Here is a 26152-nt window from a genome sequence, read left to right as displayed (position 1 = left end):
CACGCCTGGCGTGGGTGGAGATATGTCGGTATCTGAAGTGGATTCGAGTCACACTCGGCATGCGGCGGAGACGCCGGACTCCGGGCCACCGGGCCCGTTCGAGGTCGTGGACGGCCGGCTGGAGCCCGCCGCGATCCTGGCGGCCGTGCGTACGGTGATCGCCGGCCAGACCTGGCCCCGGGAACCGGCGCGGCTGGAAGACGAAGGGCCCGGCCGGTGCACCGTACGCGTCGAGGACACCGCGCTGACGATCCGCAGCGCCCCCCTGCCCCACCGGCCGCCCGGCACGCTCGACCCCGTCCTGTCCGGGGCCGGCGAACACCGCGTCCTGGTGACGGCGTCCGGGCCGATGCCACCCCGTGCGCAGACGGTGTTCGCCGCGCTCGTGGAGGAGCTCGGCCGGCGGGCCCGCTGCTACACCGATGCCGAGATCGATTCCATCGTCGCCGCGATGCCGCTGCTCAGCCGCTACGACGCCCCCGAACCGTCCCTCGCGGGCTGGGCCCTGGTCTTCCGTGACCATTACGTGGAGAACAGCGTGGGTTTCCTGCTCGCCATGGAAAGAGCCGGGCTCGACCCCGAGTGGATCTACGCCCTGTCCAAGGGCGACCGCACCCTGCACCGCGACCGGGTGCACGCGTGGTTCGTGCATCGCGGCTACGCCAGCGATGTGCTGGACAACTCGGTGATCAACGGTACGGCGGACGAGTCCGCCCGCGCCGAGGCGCTGGCGGTCGACGCCCGCGTGGAGGACTTCATCCGCCGGGCGCACGCCGCCGGCCGCAGGGTCCTCGTCATAGACGACGGCGGCCTGCTCGCTCAGGGCCGCGGCAGCGACAACGGCCTCGTCGAGCGGGTGGACGCGGCCATCGAACTCACCGTCAGCGGCCTCAAACGCATCAGGAACGCCCCGGGCCGGCTGGCCGTCCCGGTGCTGAACATGGCCCGCTCACGCCTGAAGTCGCACCTGGGCTACAACGAGATCGCCGACTCCTGCATCCGGCGGCTGCGGGCCATCGTCCCCGGCGAGAAGTTCATCGGGCGGCACGTCCTGCTCCTCGGCTACGGCACGCTCGGCAAGCGCGCGGCGCTTGCCCTGCGCGGGCTCGGCTGCCGCGTCCACATCGTCGACACCGACATCCTGGCGCTCATCACCGCCGCGGAAGACGGCTTCGAGACGCACCGCACCATCGCCGAGGCGCTCACCAGGCACCGGCCCTTCCTCGTCGTGGGCAGCAGCGGCGGCACCGCCATCACCGAGCAGGACGTACCGCTGCTGCCCGACGGCACATTCCTGGCCGGCTTCGCCACCAAGGACTTCAGCGTGCTCAGCGAGGGCCGCTGCGGCGCCACGGCGACACCCGTCCCGCACGTCGGGGTCCGCCACCGCCTGCCGCACGGCGCGACGGTCACCCTGCTCGGCGACGGCCGCTCACTCAACCTCTTCGAGTACGAGGGCATCGCCAACCGGGGCTACGACGCGTACCGGGCCGGAACCCTGCTCGCGGCGAAGAGACTCTGCCGGGACCTGGAGTCCTTCCCCCCTGGCGTCCACCTCGATGCCGTCGACGAACTCATCGACGAGGCGGGCCTCTTCGCCGCGTACTACGACTGCTACCTGCGCGACGGGCAGCCCGACGGCACCCGCCCGCACGACACCGCCGCGCCCGCGGGAGACACCTATGCCCGGTAGGACCCACGTGTGCGTCATCGGCCACGGCGTGGCGGGCCGACTGCACCACCGGCTGCTCACCGGACTGGGCGTACGCGTCACCGTCGTCGACCCGCTCGTCACCGCACTGCCCTCCGCCACCACCGCGGTCGCCCGGATCGAGGACGTACCGCACAATGCGCCGGTGGACGTGTGGTCGGTGTGCACGCCGACCGCCGCGCACCTGGAGACGGCCGCCGCCGTGCTCGACCGGGACCCGCGCGCCCGGCTGCTGGTGGAGAAGCCGGTGTGCCGCTCCTGGGAGGCCCCCGAACTGTCCGCGCTGCTCGCCAAGTACGACGAGGCCCGGCTGGTGGTGATGAACCAGTACGCGCACGCCACGGCACTGGGCGTGCTCAAGGCCGCCATGAAGGAGTGGGCGCCCGGCCACCCCCTCGACGCCGTCCGGATCGCCTTCGGCAAGGACCGGCGGGCGGACATCGCGGCGGGCCGCTTCGTCGACCGTGACTACGGTGTGTTCGGCTACGAATGGCTGCACATGCTCGCCCTGTTGGGCACGGTCCTGCCGCGCGACGTCCAGCACCGCTACTTGACCGCCGATCCGGACCCACGGGACCTGCGGGTCGCCCACGACCCGGAGCTGACCAGCGTCGCGGCCCACGATCTGTCCCGCCCGGACGGCGGCCCCGCCGTGGAGCTGTACTCGACGATCGCCGGCCCCCGGGCGGCACCCGGCTGGACGGTGCCCGCGTGGTGCCCCCGTCCGCTGCCGGGCGCCGAGAGCAGGCAGCGGCTGGTCCAGGTCGACGCCGGACCGGTGCACTTCACCCTCGAACTCGCCCCGGTCAGCCTGCCCAGCGGCATCCCCCTGCCCGGCAACATGCACCGGCTGACCATGCGGCGGCCCGAGGGCGGCCGCGAATGGCTCATCCACGACTCGCCCATGGAGAACGCCCTGCGCTGGGCCCTGTCCGCGCTGTTCGCCCCGGGGGCGCGCCCCGAGGCGGACCTGCGCGGCATCGGCCGGATCAGCCGGCTCGCCGCCCTGGCCCGCACCCGTGAGCGGCTGCCCGTCGGCGCGCCGCCATCCGCCCGTGTCCCGGACCCGACTGTGGAAGTGAAGCCCTCATGAGCAGCGTCTGCCTCGTCATCCCCAGCAACCCCTTCGACCAGTACTTCATCCAACTGCCCCTGGACGCGGTGACCGCGGCCGGACAGCTGCGGGCCGCGGGCCACTCCGTCACCATCTGGGACCAGCGCCTCCAGGACGCGCCGGCCGGCGACGCCTACGACGTGCTGGTCGTCTTCACGGCCATCGCGGACCGGGCCCAGTGCTACCCCCTCGACCTGGATCCGGTACGGGCGGCCGTGGAACGGGCCGTCGCCCGCTTCCCCTCGGCCCGCACCATCGCGGTCGGCCCGCACGGCACCCACCTGCCCGAATCGACGCGCGCCGACCTCGCCGTCGACCACATAGCCGTCGGCGAGACCGACTCGGCCACCGTCGGCGCGGTCGCCGACGTACTGGCGGGCGCCGAAGGGCCGGTGCTGTGCGACCGAAGTACTCCCCACAACCTGCTGGACTCCCCGGCCCCCCGCCCGCGGCCGTACCCCAACATCCCCCTCGACGCCTTCGCCTTCCCCGCCTTCGACCTGGTGCCCACCGCCGACTACACCGCCGAGGTCATCTCCGGCGGGCTGCCGCTCCCCGGCCCGTGCGGCATGGTCCTGGCCGCCCGCGGATGCACGTACGGCTGCACCTTCTGCCACCTGCCGTTCGGTACCCGCATGCGCAACCAGCCGCTGGACCGGGTGGCGGCGGAGATCGACGCCCAGCAGGCCGCGGGACTGGAGTTCGTCTTCTTCCTCGACTACGTCTTCGGCATCAACCGCACCTTCTACGGCGAGTTGTGCGAGCGGCTGCACGGCCGCGGCCTGGGCTGGGTGGGGCAGACCCGCGCGGAGATCGTGCTCAAGAGCGACGTGTCCCAGTGGGCACGGGCGGGCTGCCAGGGCATGTGGCTGGGCGCCGAGTCCCCCGCCATCGCCGGTACCGGCGTGCACAAGCGGGTCAGCGAGGAGCAGATCAGCCAGGCAGTGATCAAACTGCGCGACGCCGGCATCGTGCCCTTCGCGTTCGTCCTCATGGGCCTGCCGGACGACGAGGCGTGCGTCTCGGGCCGGCTGGTCGACTGGGCCGCCGGACTGCCGGCCTGGTTCGGCATCAACCAGCTCTACCTGCGCCCCGGCACCACGCTCTACGACCAGCTCGCGCCCGCCCACAACGGCGGCCGGACGCCGACCACGTGGCGCGAGGTGCAGGAGGTCACCCGGCACTACCGCGCCACCTACCCGACCGACCTGGACGCCCAGCAGGCAAGGCTGACCGAGCTGCCGAACTATCTGGGCAACGCCATCGTCCCGGCGGCGGGGTGAGCGCAGTGCTGCGCTTCGGCATCATCGGATGCGGTGTGCTCGGCTCCTTCCTCGGGCGACTGCTGACCCACGAGCGGGAGGGCCTGCCGGACGCGGCCCGGCTGACGGCGGTGGCCGGCCGCGATCCACGGCGCACCAAGGACGCGGCCGACGCCCTGGGCTGCGACCCACTGACCGTCACCGACCTGCTCGCCCGCCCGGACATCGACGCCGTAGCGGTGTGCACTCCGAGCGGCACCCACGCCGAGCTGGGCGTCCAGGCGCTGCGCGCAGGCAAGCACGTACTGGTCGAAAAGCCCATCGACGTCACCCCCGCCGCCGCCGACCGGCTGCTCCGCGCCGCACAAGACAGTGGTCTGACCCTCGGCGTCGTCTCCCAGCACCGCTTCGACCCCGCCGTCCGCATCGTCAAGTCCGCGGTCGACGACGGCCGGTTCGGACGCCTGACCTCCCTCGTCGTCGAACTGCCCTGGTGGCGCGAGCAGTCGTACTACGCCTCCGGCTCCTGGCGCGGCACCCGGGAGCTGGACGGCGGCGGCGCGCTGATCAACCAGGCCGTGCACCTGGTCGACCTGGCCCAGTGGCTGGCCGGGCCGGTCACCGAGGCCGCCGCGCACACCGGGCTGCTGGCACACGACGGCATCGACGTCGAGGACGTGGCGACCGCGAGCCTGCGGTTCACCAGCGGCGCTCGGGGCGTACTGCTGGCCACCACGGCCGCGTACCCGGGCTGCACCGCTCGCCTGGCGGTGCACGGCGACCGCGGCAGCGCGGTGATCGAAAATGACGAGCTGGTCTACTTCCACGCGGCACGTGACGGCGAACGGGCAGCGGCCTACGGCGCGTTCGGGGCGGGCAACCAGGTCGCCGACATCCTTCCACGGCAGCCGGCCGAGCCGGTGCGCGACCAGGGCGGACTGCTGTACCAGCCGCACCGCGACCAGATCGCCGACTTCTGCGCCGCCGTACGCGACGGCCGTCCGCCGCTGGCCGACGGTCCCGGCGCGCGCCGGGCACTGGAGGCGGTGACCGCGATCTACGCCTCGGCCCGCGCCGGCACTGCGGTCCGAACCCACCGTGCCGCTCCCACCGGCCCCGCCGGCCTCGCCGGCAGGACGGACGCCACCGAAAGGACATCGCCGTGACCGAGACCGCGCCTCCGCCACCCGTGACGGACACCGCGCAGGACCGCAAGACCGCGCTCGCCGGTCTGTTCGACCGCAGCGCGCCGACCTACGAGCGGGTGGGGGTCAGCCACTTCGCCGAGCTGGGCCGGCGCCTCGTCGGACACGCCGCCATCCTCCCCGGCGACCGGCTGCTGGACGTCGGGTGCGGCACCGGCGCCGTGCTCGTCCCGGCGGCCGAGGCGACCGGCTCCACCGGCAGCGCGATCGGCGTCGACCTGTCCTGCGGCATGGTCGCGCGCTCTCGTGAGGCGCTGCGTGCGGCAGGCCTGACGCACGCCCACGCGGTGGTCGCCGATGCCGAGACGATCGACTGGGACGCCGGCGAACACGCCGTGCCACCGCCGGCGAACGGGTCGCTCGACGCCGTGTTCGCCGGCATCTCCATGTTCTTCTTCCCGCACCCGCGCCAGGCCGCGGCCCGCTACCGGCAACTGCTGTCCCCCCAGGGCAGGCTCGCCATCTCCTGGTGGGGGCGGCCGGACCCCCGCTGGGACCCGGTCTTCGCCGCCAGCGCGCCCTACGGGCGGGCAGGCTCCTCGCACGCCCTGCCCGAGGACAGCCCCTTCCGTTCCGTCGAGGCGCTGCACGCCATGCTCAAGGAGTCCGGGTACGCCGCCGTGGAGACGGTCGAGCAGCAGTACGTGACCCGCTTCCGAGGGACGCACCAGTGGTGGGACTGGGTGTGGTCCACCGCCGGGCGGATGTTCTGGGAAGGGGTGCCGGCCTCGTCGATGGAGCGCGCCAAGGCGGCGGTCGACGCCGAACTCGACCGGCTGCGGGCCCCCGACGGGAGCCTGACCAACACCTCGGCGGTGCGCTTCACGATCGCGCGTACGCAGCCGACGACGGCCACGGAGACGATGCCGTGACGGGGGCCGGTGAGGTGATGCAGACCGACGCCCCGACGGCCACCGCCCCTGCCCCCTGCCCCCTCTTCTCCCCGCGATGGCTCCGGCACGCCGCCGAACTGACGGCAGCCGACCCCCTGGACAAGGCGTCGGCGCTGAGCCTGGGACTGTGCCTCACCGACGCCCCCGCCGGCACCGCCGACCGCGTTCTCGTCCGGGCCGACCTGTCCGCGGGACACCTGCGGTTCACCGGCGGGGACTGGGACGAGCGGCCCACCCTGGTGCTCACCCTGAGCGTCGCGGACGCCGCGGTCCTGCTGTTCGGGGACGGCAGGCAGCGAGTGCGGCTGTTCGAACACGGTGGGTTGCGTCTGGAAGGCGTCTTCCTGTTCGTCTTCTTCCTGGACCGCATGCTCCAACAGGACCGGGCCGGCGCCCTGGCCCGGCTGCGGGCCGTGACCGCGGGCCTCGCTCCGGCCGCGGGCCACGGCCCGCCCGCCGCACAGCAGCCGTCCGCGGGGCCCGGCCGCCGGCCCTGCCCGCCGCCGGAGCCCGGCACCGCTGAAGCGGACCCGGACGCGGACGCGAGAAGGCAGGCCGAACGGGACCTGCCGCGCACCATGTCCGTACTGCGCGACGAGATCGGCCGGAGCACGCCCGGCGCGCAGTTCGCCGTGCTGCACCGCGATTCGGGAACCAGGCTGTCCGTGGCCCTCGGCGACTGCCGGCCCGGCGTACCGTTCACCCGCGACGCCCTGCCGATCTGGTACTGCTGCTCCAAGCCGGTCGGCGCCGTGGCCGTCGGCCGGCTGTGGGAGCGGGGCCTGCTCGACCCGATGCGGCCCGTCGCCACCTACCTGCCGTGGTTCACCGGGGACGGCAGGGAGACCGTCACCCTGTACCAGCTGCTCACCCACACCTCGGCCGTCCCCATGGGGCTCGACCCCCTGCACGGCACCATGGCCGCACCCGTGGCGCTCCGCCGCGAGCAGCTGCGCACGATGACGGTGCCCCGCGACGCCCGGCCGGGCGCGAAGATCGCGTACGGGCCTTGGTGGGCGTGGTTCCTGCTCGCCGAGGTGGTCCGGGCGGTCGACGGACGCGACTACGAGCGGTTCCTCGCCGAGGAGGTCCTGGCACCCTGCGGCATGCGCGAGACCCGAGTGGTCCTCACACCGCGGGAATACCGGCGGACGGCGGACCGGCTGCCGCTGATCCACGTCGCCGGGGGCGGCGCCCCCATCCAGCCCACCCACTGGTACGCCACCGAAGCGTCCTGCACCCGGCCCATCCCCGGACTCAACCTGCGCGGCCCGATGTCCGACCTCGCCCTGTTCTTCGAGGCGCTGATGAACGGCGGTCAGGGCCGGGTGGGCCGCGTACTGCGGCCCCAGACCGTCATGGCGCTCACCGCGCGGCACCGGGTGGGCCTGGTGGACCCGTTCGGCAACGCCGACTGGGGACTGGGCTTCCGCAACGAGTCGCACCACCTGGGCGAGATCTGCACGGCCTTCAGCCGCCACGCCTCGCTGCGCACGTTCGGCCACTACGGACTGTGGACCTCGGCGGCCTTCGCCGACCCCGACGCCGGGCTCGTCGTGGCGCTGCACCTCAATGGCAAGACCTGGCAGGAGGAGCACCAGAAACGCATGATCGCGATCGGCGACGCCCTCTACGAAGACCTGGGCCTGGCGTGATCCGACGGCTTCCTCCCCCGACCCGCCGGCCAACCGCCCTTCACATCCCTTGAACGGAGTCCCGCATGACCAAGCCTTCGGTGTCCGACTCGCCGCACGCCATCCTCGATCTCGCGGTCGCCTTCTGGAAGTCGAAGGTCCTGCTGAGCGCCGTGGAGCTCAAGGTCTTCGAAACCCTGGCCCGGCAGCCGGCGACCGGTGAGGAGCTGTGCGCCCGCCTCGGCATCACCGGCCGCGGCGGCGCCGACTTCCTCGACGCCCTCGTCTCGATGGGCCTGCTGATGCGACAGGACGGCATCTACCGCAACTCCCCGACGGCCGACCGTCACCTCGACCCCGGCAAACCCGCCACCGACATCTCGGGGTACCTGGAGTTCCTCAACGCGGGCTTCCCCTGCTGGGCCGGTCTCACCGAAGCCCTGCGCACCGGCGGACGGCTCGACTTCTCCCGCGCCCTCGCCGTATCCGGCGGTTCAGGCGACGCGGCACCGACCGAGCCCGAACCGGTCGCCGCCGACGCCGACAGCGACACCTTCGGTGCGGCGTTCGCCGCTCCGGACCAGGTGACCGGCTTCCTGCGGGCGATGACCGGATACAGCATGGGCGCCAACCAGGCGTTGGCCGAGACGTACGACTGGCACACGGTGCGCTCCGTGGCGGACGTGGGCTGTGCCGAGGGCGCCCTGCTAACCCAGATCCTCACCCGCCACGAGCACGTGGAAGGCATCGGCTTCGACCTGCCCGCGGTCGAAGCGGGTTTCACGGCCCACACCAAGCAGCTGGGCATCGCCGACCGGGTGCGGTTCGAGGGCGGGGACTTCTTCACCGGGCCGCTGCCGACGGCCGAGGTCCTCGTCATGGGCCACGTCCTGCACGACTGGGACCTGGACACGAAGAAGATGCTCATCCGCAAGGCGTACGACGCACTGCCCCAGGGCGGTTCGCTGCTCATCTACGAGTCCCTCATCGACGACGACCGCAGGGACCGCACCACCGGCCTGCTGATCAGCCTCAACGTCTCGCTGGTCTCCGCCGGGGGACTGGGATACACCGGCGCCGACTGCCGGGCATGGATGGACGAGGCCGGGTTCCGGGACACATCCGTCCGTCACCTCGACGGTCCGGAATATCTCGTCGCCGGTACCAAGTAGCCGGCACCGAGTAGCAGGTGGCCGACGGGCGCCGGGCGGACGGACGGCCCGGCGCCGCGCCTGGCGCCGTCCAGCCGCCCCGTCCAACCGTCCATGGGGAGCGAGTGAGCACCGATGAACCACCCGGACCAGCCCGGCGGGGCCGCACCGCACGGACGATGCGCCTCCCTTGCGCCCACGGTGCCCGCCGGCCATCCCCACCACGCCCGAGCCGCCCAGCGTGGGCCGCTTCCCGATTTCCTGCCCACCACGGACGGCGTCGCGGACGTCGTCCCCGTCGTCGCTCCCACGGGCGACCACATCTGGCTGGTCACCGGCTTCGACCTGGGCCGCAAGGTCCTGACCGACGACCGGTTCAGCCGCGCCGCGGCCGCCGCACCCACCGCACCGGCCATCCACCCGCTCCGCCCCGACCCGGCAGCCCTCACCAGTCTCGACCCGCCGCAGCACACCCGCCTGCGCAGGCTGGTGAACCGGTCCTTCACCCCTCAGGCCATCGCCCGCCTGGAGGACGGCATCCGCCGCACGGCCCGTCGGCTCCTCGCCGGCCGTACTCGTATCGACCTCGTCGCGCAGTACGCGATGCCCCTGTCCGCCGCGACCATCTGCGGCGTACTCGGCGTCCCCGAGGCCGAACACGCGCACTTCGCCGACCTGGCGGACCGCGCCCTGGGCATCACCACCGGAACTTTCGAGGAGCGGAGCCCGGCCCACGACGCGCTGCGCGACTACATCGGGAAACTGATCACCGAAGCCCGGCGCCGGCCCGGCGGATACATGCTGGGCTCGCTGGCCACCGCGCACGACGAAAGCGGAGCGCTGAGCCACCAGGAGCTGACGGCGCTGGTCGAGCTGCTCCTCAACGCGGGCTACGAGACCTCCATCGGCCAGCTGGGCCTGGCGGTCGTCGCCCTGCTCGACCACCCCGAGCAGTGGCGCCTCCTGGCGACGGCGGCGCGCCCGGAGCGCGCGTCGTCCGCAGCCGTGGAGGAACTGCTGCGTTACGCCCCCGTCGTACCGATGAGCTTCACCCGCGTCGCGCGGCAGGACCTGGCCCTCGGCGCGGTCCGGGTACGTGCCGGGGAGGCCGTCGTGGTGTCTCTGCTGCACGCCGGCTTCGACCCGCGTACGCACGTGGACGCCTCCCGGCTGGACATCACCCGCTCTCCCGCCCGCCACCTGACCTTCGGCCACGGCGCCCACATCTGCCTGGGCGCCCAACTGGCCCGTACGCAGCTGCGCGTGGCCCTGGAGGAACTGGCCGCGGCGGCTCCCGGCCTCACCCCGCACATTCCCCTGCCCTCCCTCCGCTGGCGGCGGCCCGAAGCAGTCGTCCGCGGCCCGGTCGCCCTGCCGGTGACCCTTTCCGGCAACGCCTGCGCAACCGGCGCAAGGTGACCGGGCCCGGCGGCACCCCGCACGTCCTTTCCGTGGACAGCCACAGCGGCAGGGAATCCGGCGCCGATCTGGCAGGCGCCGACGGGGGTGAAGACGACAGGCCCTGCGCCCGTCAGCGAACCCGCAGCCGGAACTATTCGTCGTGGTGAATATTGCCGTCCTCATCCAGGCGAGGGTGCATCTGGATCGGCGTCTGACTGTTGACGTCGGACGGGCGCGGCCCCTCCGGTCCGTCGGGGCCCCAGCGCAGCAGCCGGCGAACGCGGCAGATCCGGTGCAGGGTGCCGCGGGCCTCGACCTGGTTGGCGAACTCGGTCCGGAGCCGGTCGGCGGCCCGGGCGTACTCGGCCAGCTCTTCGGCCGCGGGGCCGGTGCCTTCGGCGGCTACCGTACGGGCGTCGGCGTCCCTGTTGTCGACAGCGTGGGGGATGAGTCCGCGCAGGCGCGGCTGGAGCCAGGTGAGGGCGAAGTCCAGGGAACTGCGGGCTCCGTGCGCGCTGGCGTGCAGGCCTCCGCCTGTCTGCCATGCGGAACCGCTCTTCTCCACGACCCTGAAGGTCGTGGGGAGCAGCAGCACGTCGGGGTGGGTCTCCAGCGCCCGGCGGGAGTCACTGCGTACGGTCTCGGGGAACCGGGACCCGGTGTAAGCCAGGCTGCGCAGCGCCAGCCGCTCCGCGGCCTGGGCGGGCGTGACCGGCGCATCCGGGTCCAGGACCAGGCCGTCGTCGATCGGCTCCTTGGCGGCGCGGCTCCAGTCGGGCACGGCGGGCTCAGGGTCGGTCGGGCGGGGCTGCTCGATGCCGTCGGGCCCCGTGCCCGCGTACTCCTCGGCACGTACGATCCGGTAGCGGGTCCCGAGTACGGTGAGGTCGTCGACGCGTTCGCTCTCCAGCCGGGCGACCGCCGCCAACAGGGCGCGCCGTTCCTCCCGGTCCCGGGCTTCGTCCTTCGCCCGGTACCACAACACGGAGTTGAGGCTGTCCCGGGCCTGCTGCGGACACCCGGCCTCCACCGCGCTCACCACCCGCCACCGTGGTGCCTGCCCGGCGTCCTGTGCGGCCACCCCGAACAGCGGGCCTCGTACGAGTATCGTCGTGGTACCCAGTGCGGCGTCGAGCGCGTCGGCCTCCATGACCGCCTCCACGGGATTCTCCGGTTGCCGCACCGCGATCGGCCGCATCCGGCCCCGACTCACGTTCTCATGGCCCATGCCCCCATCCTGCTGACCGCGGCAGGTGCTTGACATGGTTTTCCTGAATTTCCTCAGCGGCCTCAGCTGGTTGGCCGCGACGGGTTCGAACTCTTCCGCGGACGAGCCGTGGTGGTGAGACCTGGCGGATGGCGCTGAAGAACCGGACTTCGGCGCCTACGCGAGGCCACCGTTGCTCATCAGCAGCTGACCGTTGATCCACTCACCCTCCTTGGAGCACAGGAAGTCCACGAGGTGCGCGGTGTCCTGCGGAGTGCCCAGCCGGCCGAGCGGAGTGCTGCGGACGCAGTACTCCCGGACTTCCTCGGGCATCCAGCCGGTGTCGACCGGCCCGGGATTGATCACGTTGGCGGTCACGCCGAGATGGGCGAGTTCGCGGGCGGCGGCCAGGGTGATGCGGTCCAGGGCCCCCTTGCTCGCCCCGTAGGGCAGGTTGCCGACGGTGTGATCACTGGTGAGGCTGACGATCCGGCCGGTTCCCCGTTCCGCGGCGAAGCGGCGTCCGAACTCGCGGATGAGCAGCCAGGTGGCGCGCGCGTTGACGGCGAAGTGCCGGTCGAAACTCTCGACGGTGGTGTCGAGCAGCCCGGAGTCGACGGACTCGCAGTGGCTCATCACCAGCGCGGTGACACTGCCCATCCGCTGTTCGACCGCATCGAAGACGCGTGCGGGGGTGTCCGGGTCGGCGAGATCCGCCTCGATCGCGGTGGTGGACGCACCGTGCCCGGCCAGAGCTTGGCTGATCACTTCGGTCGCGCCGGGCTCGCTGCCCCAGCTCATACGGTCGTCGTAGGGCGTCCAGTAGGTGAAGGCGATGTCCCAGCCCGAAGCGGCCAGCCGACGGGCGATGCCCGCGCCGATACCGACGGTGCGGCCCACCCCGGTCACCAGGGCGAGCGGACGGTCGGCCGAAGTGCCGTGTCCGTGGGCAGGCCGGTCATGATGGGTGTTCGTCGCCACGGGCCGGAATAGTGCACGAACGGCACCGCAGCGTCAATCGTTTTCCTGCGACATCACAGCAGACGGCAGGGGCAGGCGGCTCTCACCCCGTGAACCAGGAGAGATCGAGCGCTCGTTCAGGGAGTGCCGAGCTTGCTCGCCATGGCACGCGTCGCGGAGCGCACGGCGTGCGCGGTATCGATGGCACGGGTGCGTGCCTGGAAGCCGACATTCCGCCGAAAGCCGATCGAACGGCGTCCGGCGCCGCGCCGGAGCAGTTCCTGATAGAGATCCTGGTGCCGCTCGGCTATGAGTGAGGGATCGAAGCGGGCCGAGTTCCTCAGCGCCGCCTCGCCCATGCGCCGGCGCAGACGGTCGTCGCCCACGAGTCTGAGCAGTGCCGTGGCCATGCCGCCGACACGGCCGGTGGGCACCAGACAGCCGTCGACACCGTCCTTGATGATTTCACGCGGTCCGACAGGGCAGTCCGTGGAGACGACGGGCAGACCACACCGCATCGCCTCGACGAGGGTCATGCCGAACGACTCGCGATCGGAAGCCGAGGCGGCGATCGATCCCTTCACCCATTCCGGTTCGAGCGGGTCGGCCTTGCCCATGAGACGCGCGTTGTGACTCAGCCCGAGTTCACTGATCAGGCTGGTGAGGGATTCCCTCTCATTGCCTGTGGTGTCACCTTCACCGAAGATCCGAAGATGCCAGTCCGGGTGTTTGCCGGCCACTTCGGCGAACGCCCTGATCAAAATATCGTATCGCTTGAGCGGGATCAGCCGCCCCGCTGCGACGATGACCTTGCCGCTGCCGTCGGCAGGCTCGACGGCCGCCCGGGGGACGCTGTTCGGTATCGCCTCCACCCGCACTCCCGGGAAATTGAGCTGCCGATACGCCCGGGCATCGGACTCGGACACCGTGGTGATGGCATCCAGCAGCTGGTAGCGATGGCGTATCTCATGACGCAGCCGGAAACCATGGCCCGAGAACGTCAGGTGCTCCTGCCCCACACGGATGCCGGCCGCGCGTGCCTGGCGAGCGATGTGCGTGTTGAGACCAGGCCGGGTCCCGACGATCACGTCGGCCTCCGACCGCGACAGGTAGTGGCCGATACGGGAATCCGTGAGACGGCTGTACTGCCTGTGCCGTCCGTCCGCGCGGGGAAAAATCCTGGCGGGCTCCGCATGACGGGGGTCGTCGCCCTCGAAATCGGCGGACGCGGCACGCAGGTCCACAAGAGGGGTCAGACGGACCTTCGCCGGCACATCCATGACCGGAATGTCACGGTGCCTGAACACCGAGACCATCTCCACGTCATGCTGCTCGGCCAGAACCGAAGCGAGATTGTACGTGGCCCGAATCGTGCCGCCGATGCCGTAGGCATTGTGAATGAGAAAGACAATGTGCACAGGCCGTCTAACCTTCAAAGCGTCGTGAGTGCGGGGCCGCCCCCCTCTCGCGATGGCATGGCCGATGGGAAGGTACCGGCACGCGTGGCGGGGCTTTCCGGCGCGGCGCCGGAAGGGGGGGCGGCTGCATTCTGCGCACACCGACCCGAAGAAAACCTGAAGATCCGCCGCCGGCGTCCGGGCCTGCCGGGAGCCTGAAGATTTCTTAAGAAAGCAAAGCGGAAAGTGTGCCAGGCTTTAAGGCATGCACCGCATTCTGCTCGTCGAGGACGACCCCCAGGTCGGCCCCGCGGTCCGACGGGGCCTGACCGCCGAGGGTTACACCGTGGACGTCGCCACCGACGGCGTCACCGGCCTGGAACTCGCACTGACCGGGGACCACGACGTCATCGTCCTGGACGTGATGCTGCCCCGCCTCCACGGCTACGGGGTGTGCGGCCGGCTGCGGGCCGCCGGCGTCACCACGCCGGTGTTGATGCTCACGGCGAAGGACGGCGAGCACGACGAGGCCGAGGGACTGGACACCGGAGCCGACGACTACCTCACCAAGCCGTTCTCCTACGTCGTCCTCCTCTCCCGGCTGCGGGCCCTCCTGCGACGCGGCGGCCGCACCGGCGCCTCACCCGTGCTGAGACACGGGGACCTGTGGGTCGACCTGGCCACCCGCCGGGCCGGACGCGGTGCCACGGCCGTCCATCTCACCGGCAAACAGTTCGGCGTGCTCACCGCGCTGATCCGCGCCCAGGGGCGCGTGCTGTCCAAGGGAGAAATCCTCGACGAGGTGTGGGACCCCGCCTTCCGCGGCGACGCCTCGATCGTCGAGGTGTACGTATCCGCTCTCCGCCGCAAAATCGACACTCCTTATGGGACACGTTCGATCGAGACCGTCCGCGGCTACGGCTACCGCCTCACCCCCATCGGGAGCACCGGTGGCTGAGCGCGCCGATCCTCCGGGCCGCTCGGGCCGGACGGGCCAGAGGGCCCGGACGAGCCGGACGGCGGTGCATCGGCCGCGGGCCGGGGTGCTGCGATGGGTACCGACCGAGCTCCGGGCCGCGATCCTCGCGGGACTGGCCGCCTGCGTCGTCTTCACGGCCGGAGCGTGGTGGCTGCGCGGCCACGTCCACGACGAGACCCTCAGGCAAACCGCTCACCTCGCCGCGGTCCAGGCCCGCACCACCGCGGCGACCGAGGCGACCACGGACCAGAGCCACGTCTTCGAGCAGGGCTTCTGGCCCAAGGCCGAGATCGACGACAGTGGCCGCATCCACCCAGCACCCGGCATCGCCGTCACCCTGGACGGCCTTGCCGACCTACTGCCGCCCGCCCCGCCCGACGCCGGCCCCGACTGGATCCGCACCGTCACCCTCAGCGCCGAGCAGACCCGCGGCCTCGCGCAGCGGTGGCGCGCCCAGATCGAGTCCGCTCTCCCCCAGGGAGACGATCCCGCCGCCGCGACCCTCCGGACGCAGGTCCGCCAGCGCATCGAACGCCTGCTCCACCGCGACCTCACCGCCGTCGCCGCCCGGTACACCCTCCCCGACCGCCGCTGCACCGACCCCGCCGACGCGCCCGGCAGGTGCCGGCGCACCGTCTATCACCTGGTTCCGCCCGACGACGCCAACGCCGCCGTCGCCACTCTCGACGTGCCCCTGAAGGCCGGCGTCCCCGCCGCCGCCCTGATCGTGGCGGCCACCGCCTGGATCACCACCCGCAGGTCCCTCAAACCCGTCGAGGCCATCCGCGCGCAGGTGGCGGACATCACCGACACCACCGACCTCAACCGGCGGGTCCCCGTCCCCGCCGCCCGTGACCGGATCCGTGCCCTGGCCGAGACCACGAACACCACCTTGAACCACCTCGAAGAAGCCGCCGAACGGCAACGCCGTTTCGTCACCGACGCCTCCCACGAACTCCGCTCACCCCTCACGGCCCTGCACACCCAGCTCGAAGTCGCCCTCGCCCATCCCGAACACCTCACCGACGCCGTCCACGACGCGCTGAAGGCCACCGACCGGCTCCGCCGCATCACCGACGACCTCCTCTACCTCGCCCGTCCCGATACGCCCGGGCCCCGGGACGCCGTCGACCTGGTCGAGATCGCCCACGAAGCCGTCCACGCAGACGGCCACCGCGGTCGCCAGGTCATCCTCGGGTCCTTCCCCGAGGAAGCGCCCGCGAGCGGTGACGCCCTCCAACTCCACCGGCTCCTGCGCAACCTCCTCGACAACGCCCACCGGCACGCCACCGACCGCGTCACGCTGAGCATCACCCCGTACGACCACGGGTGGGACCTCTCCGTACACAACGACGGCACCCCGCTCGCCCCGGAAGACCTTGAACGGGTTTTCGAACGCTTCACCCGCCTCGACGAGGCCCGCGACCGGGACTCCGGCGGCAGCGGCCTCGGCCTGGCCATCGCCCGCGACATCGCCCACCGCCACCACGGCACCCTCACCGCTCACACCCACCACCCCCACCCCGGCACCACCTTCACCCTCCATATCCCCTCCGCTCACAACGCCGGCGAGTCCGCTCCCACCGACCCGGCCCGCCCGCCCCGCAGCACGTGAGCCCATGCGCGGCCCCGGCCACCCGCGACCGCCGGTGGCGCGGTGACGGAGCGGGGCCGGCCTCGATCACCGTCCCAGCCACCCCGAACGGCGTGCGGACGCCATCACGGATGCTCTCGGACGGCTGTCCGCGCGGGCGGCACCGCGATGTGCCAGTCGTTGTACGTGTCGGGGACCGGCACGACTCGCCAGTTCCGCCGGGGTGGGGGAGGGGTGGTGGTACCGCGGAGTACGAGGGCGTCAGGGGCGCGGTGCGGGTGTTCGGCGGCGGGGTGGCAGCGGGCCGTGTAAGCGACGGGGATGACCGAACTGTTGCCGCCGAGCACGCAGTCGGGCCCGACACCGACCGCACGCAACACCGCCGTGATGCGGGTCCAGTCCTCGCGGGCGGCGGACTGTATGGCGGCGTGACGGTTCACGGTGACGAGTTGGGCGGCCACATGGGCGCACAGGACGACGGCGAGCGCGGCGACGCCGAAACGGCTGCGCGCACGGGCCGCCCGCCACAGCGCGTGCAGCGCCACCGCCGCGGGGAGCATCAGCAGGGCGTACGAGGTGAGCAGGAACCGGGGCGCCGCGTAGTCGATCAAAAAGACATAGGTGAGTGCCGAGGACGTCGCGACCGCTGTCGCGAGCCAGAGAGCGGGGCGTCGCCCGGGCAGTGAGCGGCCGGCGAGCAGCAGACCCGCGCCGGCCAGGAACGGCAGCGCCCACCACCACAGGGAGGCGGGCAGGGAGAGGTCACCGCCCGCACAGGGGCGGCACAGCAGTGGGCCGTCCAGGGAGGCGACCACGGCCGGGAGGTTGAACTGCGGCCGTATGCCGCCTTGCTGGTCGGTGGCCAGGACGAGGCGCTCGCCGATGCCGCCGAAGCGCGTGACCGACTCGACCGCCCAGGGAAGTATCGCCGCAGACACGCCCACGGCCATCGCCGCGACGGGCGCGACGAGTGCACGCCCGGGGCGGTGTACGAGCAGGGCGAACAGCATCGGGCCCACGATCCACACCGCGTCGTTCGGGCGCATCAGCGTGACCAGGGCCAGACCGAGGGCAAGGCCGTACAGCAACCGTTTTCCGCGCTCGCCGCCCACATGACGGGTGAAGCAGCCCACCGCCGCCGTGGCGCCCATCGCCGTGTAGTGGTTCGGCATGGCCGACGGGACGTAGAACAGGGCGAACCAGAGGCTGCCGTACGCGGCGGCGGCCAGCGGCACCACGGCCGGGCAGGCGGCGAAACCACGCAGCCACGGCCGGAACCCGGCGTACAGTGCGGCCCCTGCGAGCAGGCTCAGCCAGCCCCGCAACAGCGGCAGGGAGTCCGACCACACGGCCACCGGGGCGATCAGGACGGGGACGCCACGGGTACGCGGCGCCTCGAAAGGCACATCGAGGCCGTGGGCGTACGGCGTGAAGCGGCTCGCGTAGACGATCTCGTCCCAGCCGAGCGGCAGCGACAGGGGGAGAAAGATCAGGGGAAGGAAGGTGAACGCGGCACACACGGCGAGCAGGGCGCGGTGCGCGCGCCTGTGGGGCCGCGAAGGGCCGGAGGACTCTGGTGTGTCCGGCAGATGAGGGCCGGTCGCGGCACTGGGGCGTCGGGGCGTCATGATCTACGAGAGCTGGGCGAGGCACGGCGCGGGGGCGACCGGGGCGCTGCCGTCGGGCGGCGCTCCTGACCGCCGGGTCCCGTGAGGGCGGAGCGGGCGGGCAACGTGTGGGCCGAATCCGGTGATCCGCTGCTCGGCACGGCGGTGACGCTGCCCGGCACGGTCTTCGCCCGCGACGAGGCAGGGGAGGTAGAGGCCGATCGGCCCGGCACACGAATCCGCCACGTCCGTCACGTCCGCCGTGGACGTGCGGCGGCTCCCCGGGGCGGGCACGGGCACTGCCGGTCCCGGTGCGAGCAACCGTTTCGCCTGGTTCCGGACGGCGTGCACGAGGCGCAAGCCGTGCCACTCGGAGGACGAGGCCAGGTTGTTGCGGGCCGTTCGAGTGATCCCACCGACGGCGTAGGCATGGGGTACCAAAAACACCATACGCACAGAAACGTCACCTGCTGTCTTCACCAGCGTTGCACGTTCCGGCATGCGGAATGCGAGCCCTTCCGGAGCCGGACGGACATCGAGCGCGACAGGAAAACTGGAACAGCCCACAAAGGCAAGCTAAAGGCGGAAAGCGACGGCGGCATCAGCAGAGCGCCCGGCACCGCCCTGTCATGGCCCGGGGCGGAGCACTGGTCCGTGTACGGTCCGGTCTTGGCCTCTGCCGACGAGAGCTGGGACGGGCTGGGCTGTCGGGACAGTCCGGTGGCGATCCTCACCGGGTGAGCACGTACGTGGAACCAGTCCCTCACGAGCGGAGACCGTCCCGACGGCGTCGGGTTCGGGATCGCCGTCATCGGTCATGGGAATCCGCACGTCCGCGTTCACGCCCCGTCCCGTGACGGAGCCGATGTCCGCTCCGGTGTGGAGCGGACATCGGTACGGCTGCCGATCGGCGTTGCCGAAGGGGGTGTCGGACCTGCCGGGGTACAGCCGTTCGGGGGCGGCGCCGGGCGGCGGCTTTCAGCCCAGGGGGAGTTCGAGGTAGGACGCGTTGCCGTCGGGGGAGCTGATGGTGAGGGTGTGCGGCGCCTCGTTGGTGTCGCTGTAGAACGCGTCCTTGCTGTCGATGACCAGCATCAGGCGACGCCCTGCGCGGATGTCGTAGCCGGTGGCCTGGAGTTCGAGGTCGACGGTGTTGGAGCCGCCGACCGTAGCGGCCGGCGCGGTGAACGGCGCGTGGGTGATGATGTGCGCATTGCCGTCGGCTCCTGCATCGAGCAGGTAGGCGATGAAGGTGGCTTCGCGCGTGCTGCTGGTGACGTTCAGGTGCAGCTTGGGGGTGCCGTGCAGGCGCAGACGCTCGGAGGCCGCCGGCGCGGACCAGACAAGCGCGTCGGAACGGGGGATGTCAGGTGTCGCGTACACCTTGGGACGCCCCAGCATCTCAGCCATGCCGGTCCAGATGACGGTGTCGGCGACCACGGCCAGGGTGGGGGTGCCGACCTGGAACGCCCGCTCCCAGCCGACCGACTCGGCTTCGGCCAAGTGCCCGTCGTCGCCGCCCTCGGCGGGGGTGGTGAGGTACAGCTTCCGGGTGTCCTGGGTGACCGCAGCCCAGTCGGGGTGGGTCTCCACGGCACGGGACCACATGATCTGGCTGACGACCTTGCCCTCGTTCCCGGTGCCGTTGTCCTCTTCCATGAGGAAGTGGTCGAACCATCGGTTGGCGGCGGACCAGATCCGGTTGGGCAGGCCGATCATGCCGGACATTTCCGGCCCGGAGTGGTCGCCGATCGAGAAGAGCAGCTGCTTGGGTCCTTCGAGCCTGTTGAACATCTCCAGTGTCTGGTTGGACGGGAAGAGCGTCTCGTGCCACGCCTGTGCGAACAGGACGGGTACCTGGCGCGCGTTGAGCGCGTCGATGTGCGTCAGCGGGGACCGGTCCTCGGCCCACAGCAGGATGTTTTCGATGTCCGCGCCGGCCAGGACGAGGTCGAAGATCTCCTGTGTGCGCTTGCTGAGCCGGGCGTTCTTGGCGGCCCCCAGGAGCGCCGTGACGGAGGCCAGGTGGCGGGTACGGTTCTCGTAGAACGCTTTGCCCAGGTCGCCCCAGGTGCTCATCGCCACGACGGCGTTGACCCGGGTGTCCTGCGCGGCGACGATCTGGCTGATGCCGGAGCCGTAGGAGTCCCCGAGGAACCCCACCTTGCTGGGCTCCTGCCCGAGTGCGCCGGTGAAGTAGTTGAGCGCCTGGATGCCGTCGTGGATGTCGGCTTCGCCGGCGACCTCGACCTCACCCTCGGACTGGCCGAAGCCGCGGGCGCTGTAGGCGAGCACGTCGTAGCCCTTGACGGCGAACCGCATACCCTGGACCGCATACGCGAGCCAGCCCATGTCCGCCCACGGGGAGGGCATGATGATGGCCGGCCGCGGCGTGCCGTCGCCGTGGATCCACTGGACGGCGTCGAGCGCGTCCCCGCCGGCTCCGGGCACCCGCACCTTGCTGAAGCGGGTCACCCTGCGGGCCTCGTCCACCTCGGAGGCGAGGGCGGGAGGCAAGCCGGAGGTGTCGCCGGTTTCCAGGGCGTGGGCGACGCCGGGGAGGTCGGTTTCCTCGGGCGAGATGTACAGGCCGGCCATGGGCGGGACCTGTAGGGTGCTCGGCTCGCCGGTCGTCCGGGCGGGGCCGGGCTCCTCAAGTGGGGCGTTGAGAGCCAGCAGGCTTACCGGGTCGTTTGCGAGGCGTCGTGCCCAGACGGTGCGCTCGGTCATGGCGGAATGCTCCTTTTCCGGAAGGATGTGCGACGGAGTGCGGATGTCGGCGCGAATTCATCTGGCCGCCTGTTGGAAGAATGGCGAGCGGCCGAGTGATCAGAGGGGAGTGATTCCGGCGGACATGCTTGCTGTATGCCAACCGAGCGGCATTTACCGTTTCCTGTAGCGGTTGTCCCGCCGCATCAGGATGTACTTTCCGAATTCGACCGTCAATGGGGCCTCAAGGTGATCCGCTTCATGGCCGGTTCTCGCCCGGAGGGCCGTGATGTGGGCCGCGTGCCGAGGACATCACAGGCCCGTCAAGTGGCCTGTCGGAACAACAGTCGCATCCGATTCAGCCCGGCACCTCGGCTGTGACCGTTCGTGCCCACCGCGGCCAGGAGAATCGGTGTGCCAGGTCGGCCGGGTCTGGGGTCGTCGTCCGGTTCGGACCCGAGGAGACGTGCGGATCGTCTCCACCGCTGCTGTGGCCATGGGCGCGGTATTGTCCGGCGCGTGCTCCGAACGTGAATTCGGTCGTACGCCCAAGGAGGTCAACCGTCAGTTTTGTGCCGCCATTCTTCCAAACGGGGCGCGTCCACCGCCTGGTGCGGTCGGAAGGGGAAAACCGGAGCCGCATGCGGGACACCCCGGGCGCCACTGACGCGTCGCTTACTCAGCTCCGCATGAAACGGCCCACCTTGTAGGGCTCCTTTCGGGATCAGCGGTACGGTGCGGCTGGTGTTCTGCGCGAATCGGTCGAGCGAGGTACCTCGCCTGCGCCTCGGCGACAGGAACGGCCTCATCTTTCACTCTTCTCTCCACAGCCCTCATGAATTGATCGCAAGAAGTGGCAGGAAGCGGCTCGGGAGTTGCCCGCCACCGGAATCGGGACACTCGACTCACCCACTCTCGTCACGGACGCCACACGGACCTCCGCTTCACCGATTTCGGCACGGACCATTCGGACACCCTTGAACGCGACCCGCCGGTAACTATGCGTTTCAACAGTACTGCCACCCTTGTGTCGAGGGTCGGTGGCGCAAAATGTGGAGCGTGCCGACGAAAGATGTGGCCTGTTCTGTTGCGGACTCATCGCCCTGCATCCTCTGGCTGATACGGCCCCTGCCCGTGTTTCATCGCCGGCAGGAGACTCCTTTCACCCGCCGAGGACTGTTTCTCTCCTCGCCCGGGCCTGCGACACATCGGGCGCATGCATCGGCGCGTTCAGCCGGATGCCTGCAACGGGAAAGGAAAGTACATGGCAGAATCGGTATACAGCGTCGGCATTGAAATGTCGGTGCAAACGGCCCTCGCGCTGGAACAAGGGGGCTACCGCCTCTTCGGTTTCAAGGGAGTCCAGAGCTCCACCCCCAACGGAGCGCCGGTGGTGTGGCTCAACACGGGTACGTACTCCACGGAAACCCAGATCAAGTGGGAGCGACAGTTCGAGGCCTACGGCTCGACGAGTGAGATCAAGCCGGGCGTCGAAATCAGCGGACGGAACTCCCAGCCCATCAAGCTGGGGGAAAAGTTCACCATCATCTCCGACCTGGGAATCGGAGAGGTCTCGACCGGTGGGCCGTCCGGGATCATCACGGTCATCAACAACCGTACGAAACCGTTCGCGGTCGGCGTCTCGCAGGCTCAGACCGGCCAACGTGCCGCGCCGTTGTGTGCGGTCCAACTTTACGGCCTCAATTCGGCCACCTTCCTCCCCGTGGAGAAGGTCCTCCTCACCTTCGCCACCCAGCCCTTCCAGGTGGGCACGGTCATCGTCCAGATGTTCGCCCCCGGGCTGTTGATCGACATGGGAACGGAGCAACAGCGGAACGTCACCTTCGACATCAACCATGGGTGGTCCGCAGCGGGGAACCCGCCGTGGGCGTACAAGGTGAACTCGGGTGATCTCATCACCCCGCTGCTCATGACGCACTCCATGGACCTGGCCATGCAGGTCGAGGAGGTGAAGGTGCTTCCCTGAGCAGCCGGCGACAGGCATGCGGCCCCTTACCGGTATCCGGCCGGTAAGGGGCCGTTTCCTGCCGGCGGGTGCGCAGGACCGTGGGCTGCGCGGACGCACACGCGAGCAGGGCTCTTTCCTCGTCCAGGGGTCCGTCACCGGTGCTGCGCGGCGTGGTGACGGTGACCGCGTCGGGTCGTCGGCCCCTCGGTGCCCGTGCCGTACGGGCCTGTCGTTCGGGTCCTCAAGGCCGGAGGCCAACCATGTCCCGGCCGGCCCGTCGGCGGGCCGTTCGGCCCACGGAAGCGGTGGAGGCGGGTTTCGAGCCGTAACGCGCCCTGGCGCCCTGCTGTTCCGGGAGCGCCGCGGGGCTTGCTCTGCCGCGCGGGCCTGCCGCTCGCGTCCGGCTCTTCTCGGTCGCGCCTCGGTCGCGTGTTCTGCCGCCACCCGTTCCATGCCATCACCGCAGTCTCGGCGTTCCGCCGCGACCGCCGTCCTTGCCTGCGGTGAGTCTGCCCGCGGTGCCTCGCTGGCTGTCAAAGGGCGGAACGCAGGCTGAGGTGGGGGGTGAGGGAGAGGTAGAGGCCGGCGGCGGCCTGGTCGGGGCTGGTGGGAAGGGGGACCATGTGGCTGGTGCCGTGTCCGCCGAGTCCGCGGGCACGGTGTCCCTCCAGGGGGCGGCGCAAGGTCTCGTAGAGGCTTTCGAGGGTGTCGTGCTGGGCGTCGTAAAGGTCTTCGGCGCCGGTGACGATGTTGAGGAACGACTCGTGCAGGCGCAGTGTCCGCTGGTCGCGGTGGCTGAGGGCCTGGGCCTGGCGGAAGTAGGTGTCGCGGCCGTCGTGGAGGCGGTAAAAGGCACCGACGAGGATGAGCAGCCGTTCGTAGGCATGTCGGTAGGCGGTCTGATAGAAGCGGCGGTCTCGTCGACGTCACCGCGCAGGACGCCGGCGATGGCGGCAGCGCTGAGCAGGCCGCTGTACATGGCCAGGTGCACACCGGTGGACAGCAAGGGGTCGAGGAAGCAGGCGGCGTCGCCGGCGAGGTAGTAGCCGGGGCCGCAGAAGGTGTCGGTGGTGTAGGAGTAGTCGCTCTCGACCTGGATGCCGGGGATCTGCTGGGCGTCATGGAGCATGCGGGCCAGGAGCGGGCAGTGGCCGAGGGCTTCGTTGTAGACGGCGCCGATCGAGCCGTGGTGGTGCCGGGCGCGGCGGAAGGAACGTTTGTCGGTGACCAGACCGACGCTGAGAGTGCCGTCGTGGAGGGGGATGGCCCACACCCATCCGTGCTCGGGCAGGGAGAACACGCTGATCGCTCCGTCGGGAGCCTCCGGCAGGGGGGTGGTGCCACGCCAGTACCCCCATGCGGCGACGTTACGGAACACGTCGTGCATCCGCCGGGCGCGCAGGTGGCGGGCGCCCAGGATTCCGGCCCGGCCCGAGGCGTCGACCAGGTAGGTGAAGGTCATCTCCCCATCGCGGACGTCCTTCGTGGACCATGAGGCCGCTCTCGCCCGGCCGCCGGACAGGGCGACATGGCGTACTCGGGTCTCCTCGCGAACGTCCGCTCCCTGGTGGCGGGCGTGTTCCAGCAGGAGTTGGTCGAACTGGGAGCGGATGACCTGGAAGCTGTGGGGGGCCGGCCGGGTGGGCTCATCGAAGCGCAGCGCCCACTCCTGGCCGCTCCAGCCGTAGAAGGCGCCGGTCTTGCGAAGGAACCCGTGCTGTTCGATCACCTGTCGGGCACCCATGAGGTCCAAGATCGGCAGCAGGGAGGGCAGCAGGGACTCCCCGATGTGGTAGCGGGGAAAGCGTGCGCGTTCCATCAGCACCACGTCGATGCCCTGCCGCGCCAGCAAGGTGGCCGCCGTACTTCCGGCAGGGCCGCCGCCGGCAATCAACACTTGTGTCCGCTCACGCACGTTCCGCTCCCCGGTGAGTCGCGAAGATGCCGCTCTCGTATTGCCGCTCGACACTTACCGCACCTGCCAGCATGGTCACCATGGCGAGAAGAGGTCAGACACCGGCCGCCGCGCACGAGCCCGCGAGCGCGGCCCACGGCCGCAGCCGCACCGTCGGCGAGAGCCCCGGCCCGGTGACGGCGGGAGTGGAAGAGGAGTATCTGCTGGTCGACCCGGTGACGCGGGAGGTGCGCCCGGAAGCCGAGAAGGTCGTGGCCGAGGCCGCGCGGGAACTGGGGGAGCGGGTCGCCACGGAGATCACGCGTTACCAGGTCGAGGTGCGCACCGATCCGCACACCCACCTGGCCGAACTCGCCGAGCAGGTCCGTTTCACGCGGGTCGCCGTCGCCCGTGCCGCCGCACGCCAGAACCTGCGCGTCATCTCCAGCGGGACACCCGTACTGGGCCAGGCGATCCCCCCGCCTTTCACCAACCGCCCCCGATACGCCCGGAGCGTCGCAATGTTCCGCGCCCTGGACGACGAGCAGAGCGCGTGCGCCTGCCACATCCACGTCGGCGTACCCGATCTGACGACGGCCCTGCACCTCAGCAATCACCTGCGTCCCTGGCTCCCCCTGTTGACCGCACTCGCGGCCAACTCCCCCTTCTGGGCGGGGCGGGACACCGGCTACGCCAGTTGGCGCACCACACTCTGGGGCCGGTGGCCGGTGGCCGGTCCTCCGCCCTACTTCGAGTCTGCCGCACACTTCGAGGACCTCGTCGCCGGCCTCATCGCCACCGGTACGGTCATGGACCGCGGTGGCCTGTACTGGGACCTCAGGGCCTCTCACCACGTCCCCACCCTGGAGGTGCGGGTCGCCGACGCGACGGCCACCGCCGAGGACACCGTCCTGCTCGTCGGCATCGTCAAAGCACTGACCGCCACCGCCCTGCACGCCATCACCGCCGCGGAAGAGCCCTTGCGGCCCCCGCCGGAAATGCTGCGCGCCGCCTGCTGGCGCGCAGCCCGCGACGGTCTGGCCGGCCAGAGCATCGATCTGGCCACCGGCCGCCTGTCGCCCGCCACCGCCCAGGTCGATAGCCTTCTGGCCCGGCTGGAACCGGCTTTGCGGCAGCACGGCGACGCGGCGACCGTCCATGCCCTGTGGTCGCGCCTGCGTGCCGGCGGCAACGGCGCCGAGCGACAACGCGCCGCCTATCAACGCCGCGCCGGCCTCATCGATGTCGTCGACCACCTGATCACCACGACCACCGATCACCGATGGTCGACCTGAGCCGGGAACCAATGGTCCACGGCAAGACCCTGGTGTGTACTCGGGCAACGGCCGTCAGCCGGGCCGTCGATCACTTGACATGTTCAGCGATGGTCCGTGCGCACTCCATCGCCTCCCTCTCAGTGGTGTCCACCTCCAGGTCATAGGTCACACCCTGGTGGGCCACGGCT

General features: G+C 71.0%; 19 protein-coding genes. 12 read left to right on the top strand and 7 right to left on the bottom strand.

What is annotated here, in order from left to right:
• The first annotated feature begins 37 nt into the window (after positions 1–37).
• From ACZ4Z1_RS18815 to ACZ4Z1_RS18780, 8 genes are all read left to right on the top strand, one after another.
• Positions 38–1693, top strand: a complete 1656-nt coding sequence (locus ACZ4Z1_RS18815) for a Rossmann-fold NAD(P)-binding domain-containing protein (protein WP_468487701.1) — start codon at positions 38–40, stop codon at positions 1691–1693.
• On the top strand, positions 1683–2804 hold the full coding sequence (locus ACZ4Z1_RS18810; protein WP_468487700.1) for a Gfo/Idh/MocA family oxidoreductase: 1122 nt from the start codon (positions 1683–1685) through the stop codon (positions 2802–2804). The genes ACZ4Z1_RS18815 and ACZ4Z1_RS18810 overlap by 11 nt, the downstream gene beginning before the upstream one ends.
• Positions 2801–4108 carry a B12-binding domain-containing radical SAM protein gene (locus ACZ4Z1_RS18805; RefSeq protein WP_468487699.1) on the top strand — a complete coding sequence of 436 codons (1308 nt, stop codon included), beginning with the start codon at positions 2801–2803 and terminating at the stop codon, positions 4106–4108. The genes ACZ4Z1_RS18810 and ACZ4Z1_RS18805 overlap by 4 nt, the downstream gene beginning before the upstream one ends.
• On the top strand, positions 4105–5253 hold the full coding sequence (locus ACZ4Z1_RS18800; protein ID WP_468487698.1) for a Gfo/Idh/MocA family protein: 1149 nt from the start codon (positions 4105–4107) through the stop codon (positions 5251–5253). Before ACZ4Z1_RS18805 ends, ACZ4Z1_RS18800 begins: the two co-directional genes overlap by 4 nt.
• Positions 5250–6164 (top strand): class I SAM-dependent methyltransferase, encoded by a 915-nt coding sequence (locus ACZ4Z1_RS18795; RefSeq protein WP_468487697.1) that lies wholly within the window; start codon positions 5250–5252, stop codon positions 6162–6164. Before ACZ4Z1_RS18800 ends, ACZ4Z1_RS18795 begins: the two co-directional genes overlap by 4 nt.
• Positions 6161–7840: a serine hydrolase domain-containing protein gene (locus ACZ4Z1_RS18790; protein ID WP_468487696.1), complete on the top strand. Its 1680-nt coding sequence runs from the start codon at positions 6161–6163 to the stop codon at positions 7838–7840. The genes ACZ4Z1_RS18795 and ACZ4Z1_RS18790 overlap by 4 nt, the downstream gene beginning before the upstream one ends.
• Positions 7841–7905: 65 nt before the next feature.
• The gene (locus ACZ4Z1_RS18785; protein ID WP_468487695.1) at positions 7906–8991 is read left to right on the top strand and encodes a methyltransferase; all 1086 of its coding nucleotides are present in this window, start codon (positions 7906–7908) and stop codon (positions 8989–8991) included.
• A gap of 114 nt (positions 8992–9105) precedes the next feature.
• Entirely contained in the window at positions 9106–10389 is a 1284-nt protein-coding gene (locus ACZ4Z1_RS18780) for a cytochrome P450 (RefSeq protein ID WP_468487694.1), read from the top strand.
• 133 nt (positions 10390–10522) lie between these two features.
• Here ACZ4Z1_RS18780 and ACZ4Z1_RS18775 read toward each other — a convergent pair whose 3' ends face one another.
• From ACZ4Z1_RS18775 to ACZ4Z1_RS18765, 3 genes are all read right to left on the bottom strand, one after another.
• Positions 10523–11599 carry a DUF5954 family protein gene (locus ACZ4Z1_RS18775; RefSeq protein WP_468487693.1) on the bottom strand — a complete coding sequence of 359 codons (1077 nt, stop codon included), beginning with the start codon at positions 11597–11599 and terminating at the stop codon, positions 10523–10525.
• 156 nt (positions 11600–11755) lie between these two features.
• Positions 11756–12559 carry an SDR family oxidoreductase gene (locus ACZ4Z1_RS18770; RefSeq protein ID WP_468487692.1) on the bottom strand — a complete coding sequence of 268 codons (804 nt, stop codon included), beginning with the start codon at positions 12557–12559 and terminating at the stop codon, positions 11756–11758.
• A 116-nt stretch (positions 12560–12675) separates the two neighbouring features.
• Positions 12676–13956, bottom strand: a complete 1281-nt coding sequence (locus tag ACZ4Z1_RS18765) for a glycosyltransferase family 4 protein (RefSeq protein ID WP_468487691.1) — start codon at positions 13954–13956, stop codon at positions 12676–12678.
• Positions 13957–14200: 244 nt separating this feature from the next.
• On the opposite strand from ACZ4Z1_RS18765, the gene ACZ4Z1_RS18760 reads away from it, so the two are divergent.
• Both ACZ4Z1_RS18760 and ACZ4Z1_RS18755 read left to right on the top strand, forming a co-directional pair.
• Positions 14201–14893 (top strand): response regulator transcription factor, encoded by a 693-nt coding sequence (locus ACZ4Z1_RS18760; protein WP_468487690.1) that lies wholly within the window; start codon positions 14201–14203, stop codon positions 14891–14893.
• A 64-nt stretch (positions 14894–14957) separates the two neighbouring features.
• Complete coding sequence (locus tag ACZ4Z1_RS18755; protein ID WP_468487689.1) at positions 14958–16529, top strand: sensor histidine kinase; 1572 nt, start codon at positions 14958–14960, stop codon at positions 16527–16529.
• Between the two features lie 104 nt (positions 16530–16633).
• Here the strand turns inward: ACZ4Z1_RS18755 and ACZ4Z1_RS18750 are convergent, their stop codons facing one another.
• The gene (locus ACZ4Z1_RS18750; protein WP_468487688.1) at positions 16634–18028 is read right to left on the bottom strand and encodes a hypothetical protein; all 1395 of its coding nucleotides are present in this window, start codon (positions 18026–18028) and stop codon (positions 16634–16636) included.
• Positions 18029–19093: 1065 nt separating this feature from the next.
• Positions 19094–20845, bottom strand: a complete 1752-nt coding sequence (locus ACZ4Z1_RS18745) for an alpha/beta fold hydrolase (protein ID WP_468487687.1) — start codon at positions 20843–20845, stop codon at positions 19094–19096.
• Between the two features lie 1243 nt (positions 20846–22088).
• Between ACZ4Z1_RS18745 and ACZ4Z1_RS18740 the strand changes: the two genes are divergently transcribed.
• Positions 22089–22811: a hypothetical protein gene (locus ACZ4Z1_RS18740; protein ID WP_468487686.1), complete on the top strand. Its 723-nt coding sequence runs from the start codon at positions 22089–22091 to the stop codon at positions 22809–22811.
• 439 nt (positions 22812–23250) lie between these two features.
• On the opposite strand, the gene ACZ4Z1_RS18735 is transcribed toward ACZ4Z1_RS18740, so the two are convergent.
• The gene (locus ACZ4Z1_RS18735) at positions 23251–24645 is read right to left on the bottom strand and encodes an NAD(P)/FAD-dependent oxidoreductase (protein ID WP_468487685.1); all 1395 of its coding nucleotides are present in this window, start codon (positions 24643–24645) and stop codon (positions 23251–23253) included.
• 143 nt (positions 24646–24788) lie between these two features.
• On the opposite strand from ACZ4Z1_RS18735, the gene ACZ4Z1_RS18730 reads away from it, so the two are divergent.
• Entirely contained in the window at positions 24789–25982 is a 1194-nt protein-coding gene (locus ACZ4Z1_RS18730) for a carboxylate-amine ligase (protein ID WP_468487684.1), read from the top strand.
• Between the two features lie 70 nt (positions 25983–26052).
• Here ACZ4Z1_RS18730 and ACZ4Z1_RS18725 read toward each other — a convergent pair whose 3' ends face one another.
• Positions 26053–26148, bottom strand: coding sequence for a phosphotransferase-like protein (locus tag ACZ4Z1_RS18725; RefSeq protein ID WP_468487683.1), 96 nt, complete (start codon positions 26146–26148; stop codon positions 26053–26055).
• Positions 26149–26152: the final 4 nt, after the last annotated feature.

It is taken from the genome of Streptomyces sp. NPDC030165 (genome assembly GCF_055573595.1).
This window is presented reverse-complemented; position numbering and strand designations above follow the sequence as displayed.

Bases quoted from the DNA above. Each gene is read 5' to 3' on its own strand.
- ACZ4Z1_RS18775 (WP_468487693.1), bottom strand. From the start codon at position 11,599: ATGGGCCATGAGAACGTGAGTCGGGGCCGGATGCGGCCGATCGCGGTG.
- ACZ4Z1_RS18785 (WP_468487695.1), top strand. From the start codon at position 7,906: ATGACCAAGCCTTCGGTGTCCGACTCGCCGCACGCCATCCTCGATCTC.
- ACZ4Z1_RS18810 (WP_468487700.1), top strand. From the start codon at position 1,683: ATGCCCGGTAGGACCCACGTGTGCGTCATCGGCCACGGCGTGGCGGGC.
- ACZ4Z1_RS18740 (WP_468487686.1), top strand. From the start codon at position 22,089: ATGGCAGAATCGGTATACAGCGTCGGCATTGAAATGTCGGTGCAAACG.
- ACZ4Z1_RS18745 (WP_468487687.1), bottom strand. From the start codon at position 20,845: ATGACCGAGCGCACCGTCTGGGCACGACGCCTCGCAAACGACCCGGTA.
- ACZ4Z1_RS18805 (WP_468487699.1), top strand. From the start codon at position 2,801: ATGAGCAGCGTCTGCCTCGTCATCCCCAGCAACCCCTTCGACCAGTAC.
- ACZ4Z1_RS18780 (WP_468487694.1), top strand. From the start codon at position 9,106: ATGAACCACCCGGACCAGCCCGGCGGGGCCGCACCGCACGGACGATGC.
- ACZ4Z1_RS18730 (WP_468487684.1), top strand. From the start codon at position 24,789: ATGGCGAGAAGAGGTCAGACACCGGCCGCCGCGCACGAGCCCGCGAGC.
- ACZ4Z1_RS18760 (WP_468487690.1), top strand. From the start codon at position 14,201: ATGCACCGCATTCTGCTCGTCGAGGACGACCCCCAGGTCGGCCCCGCG.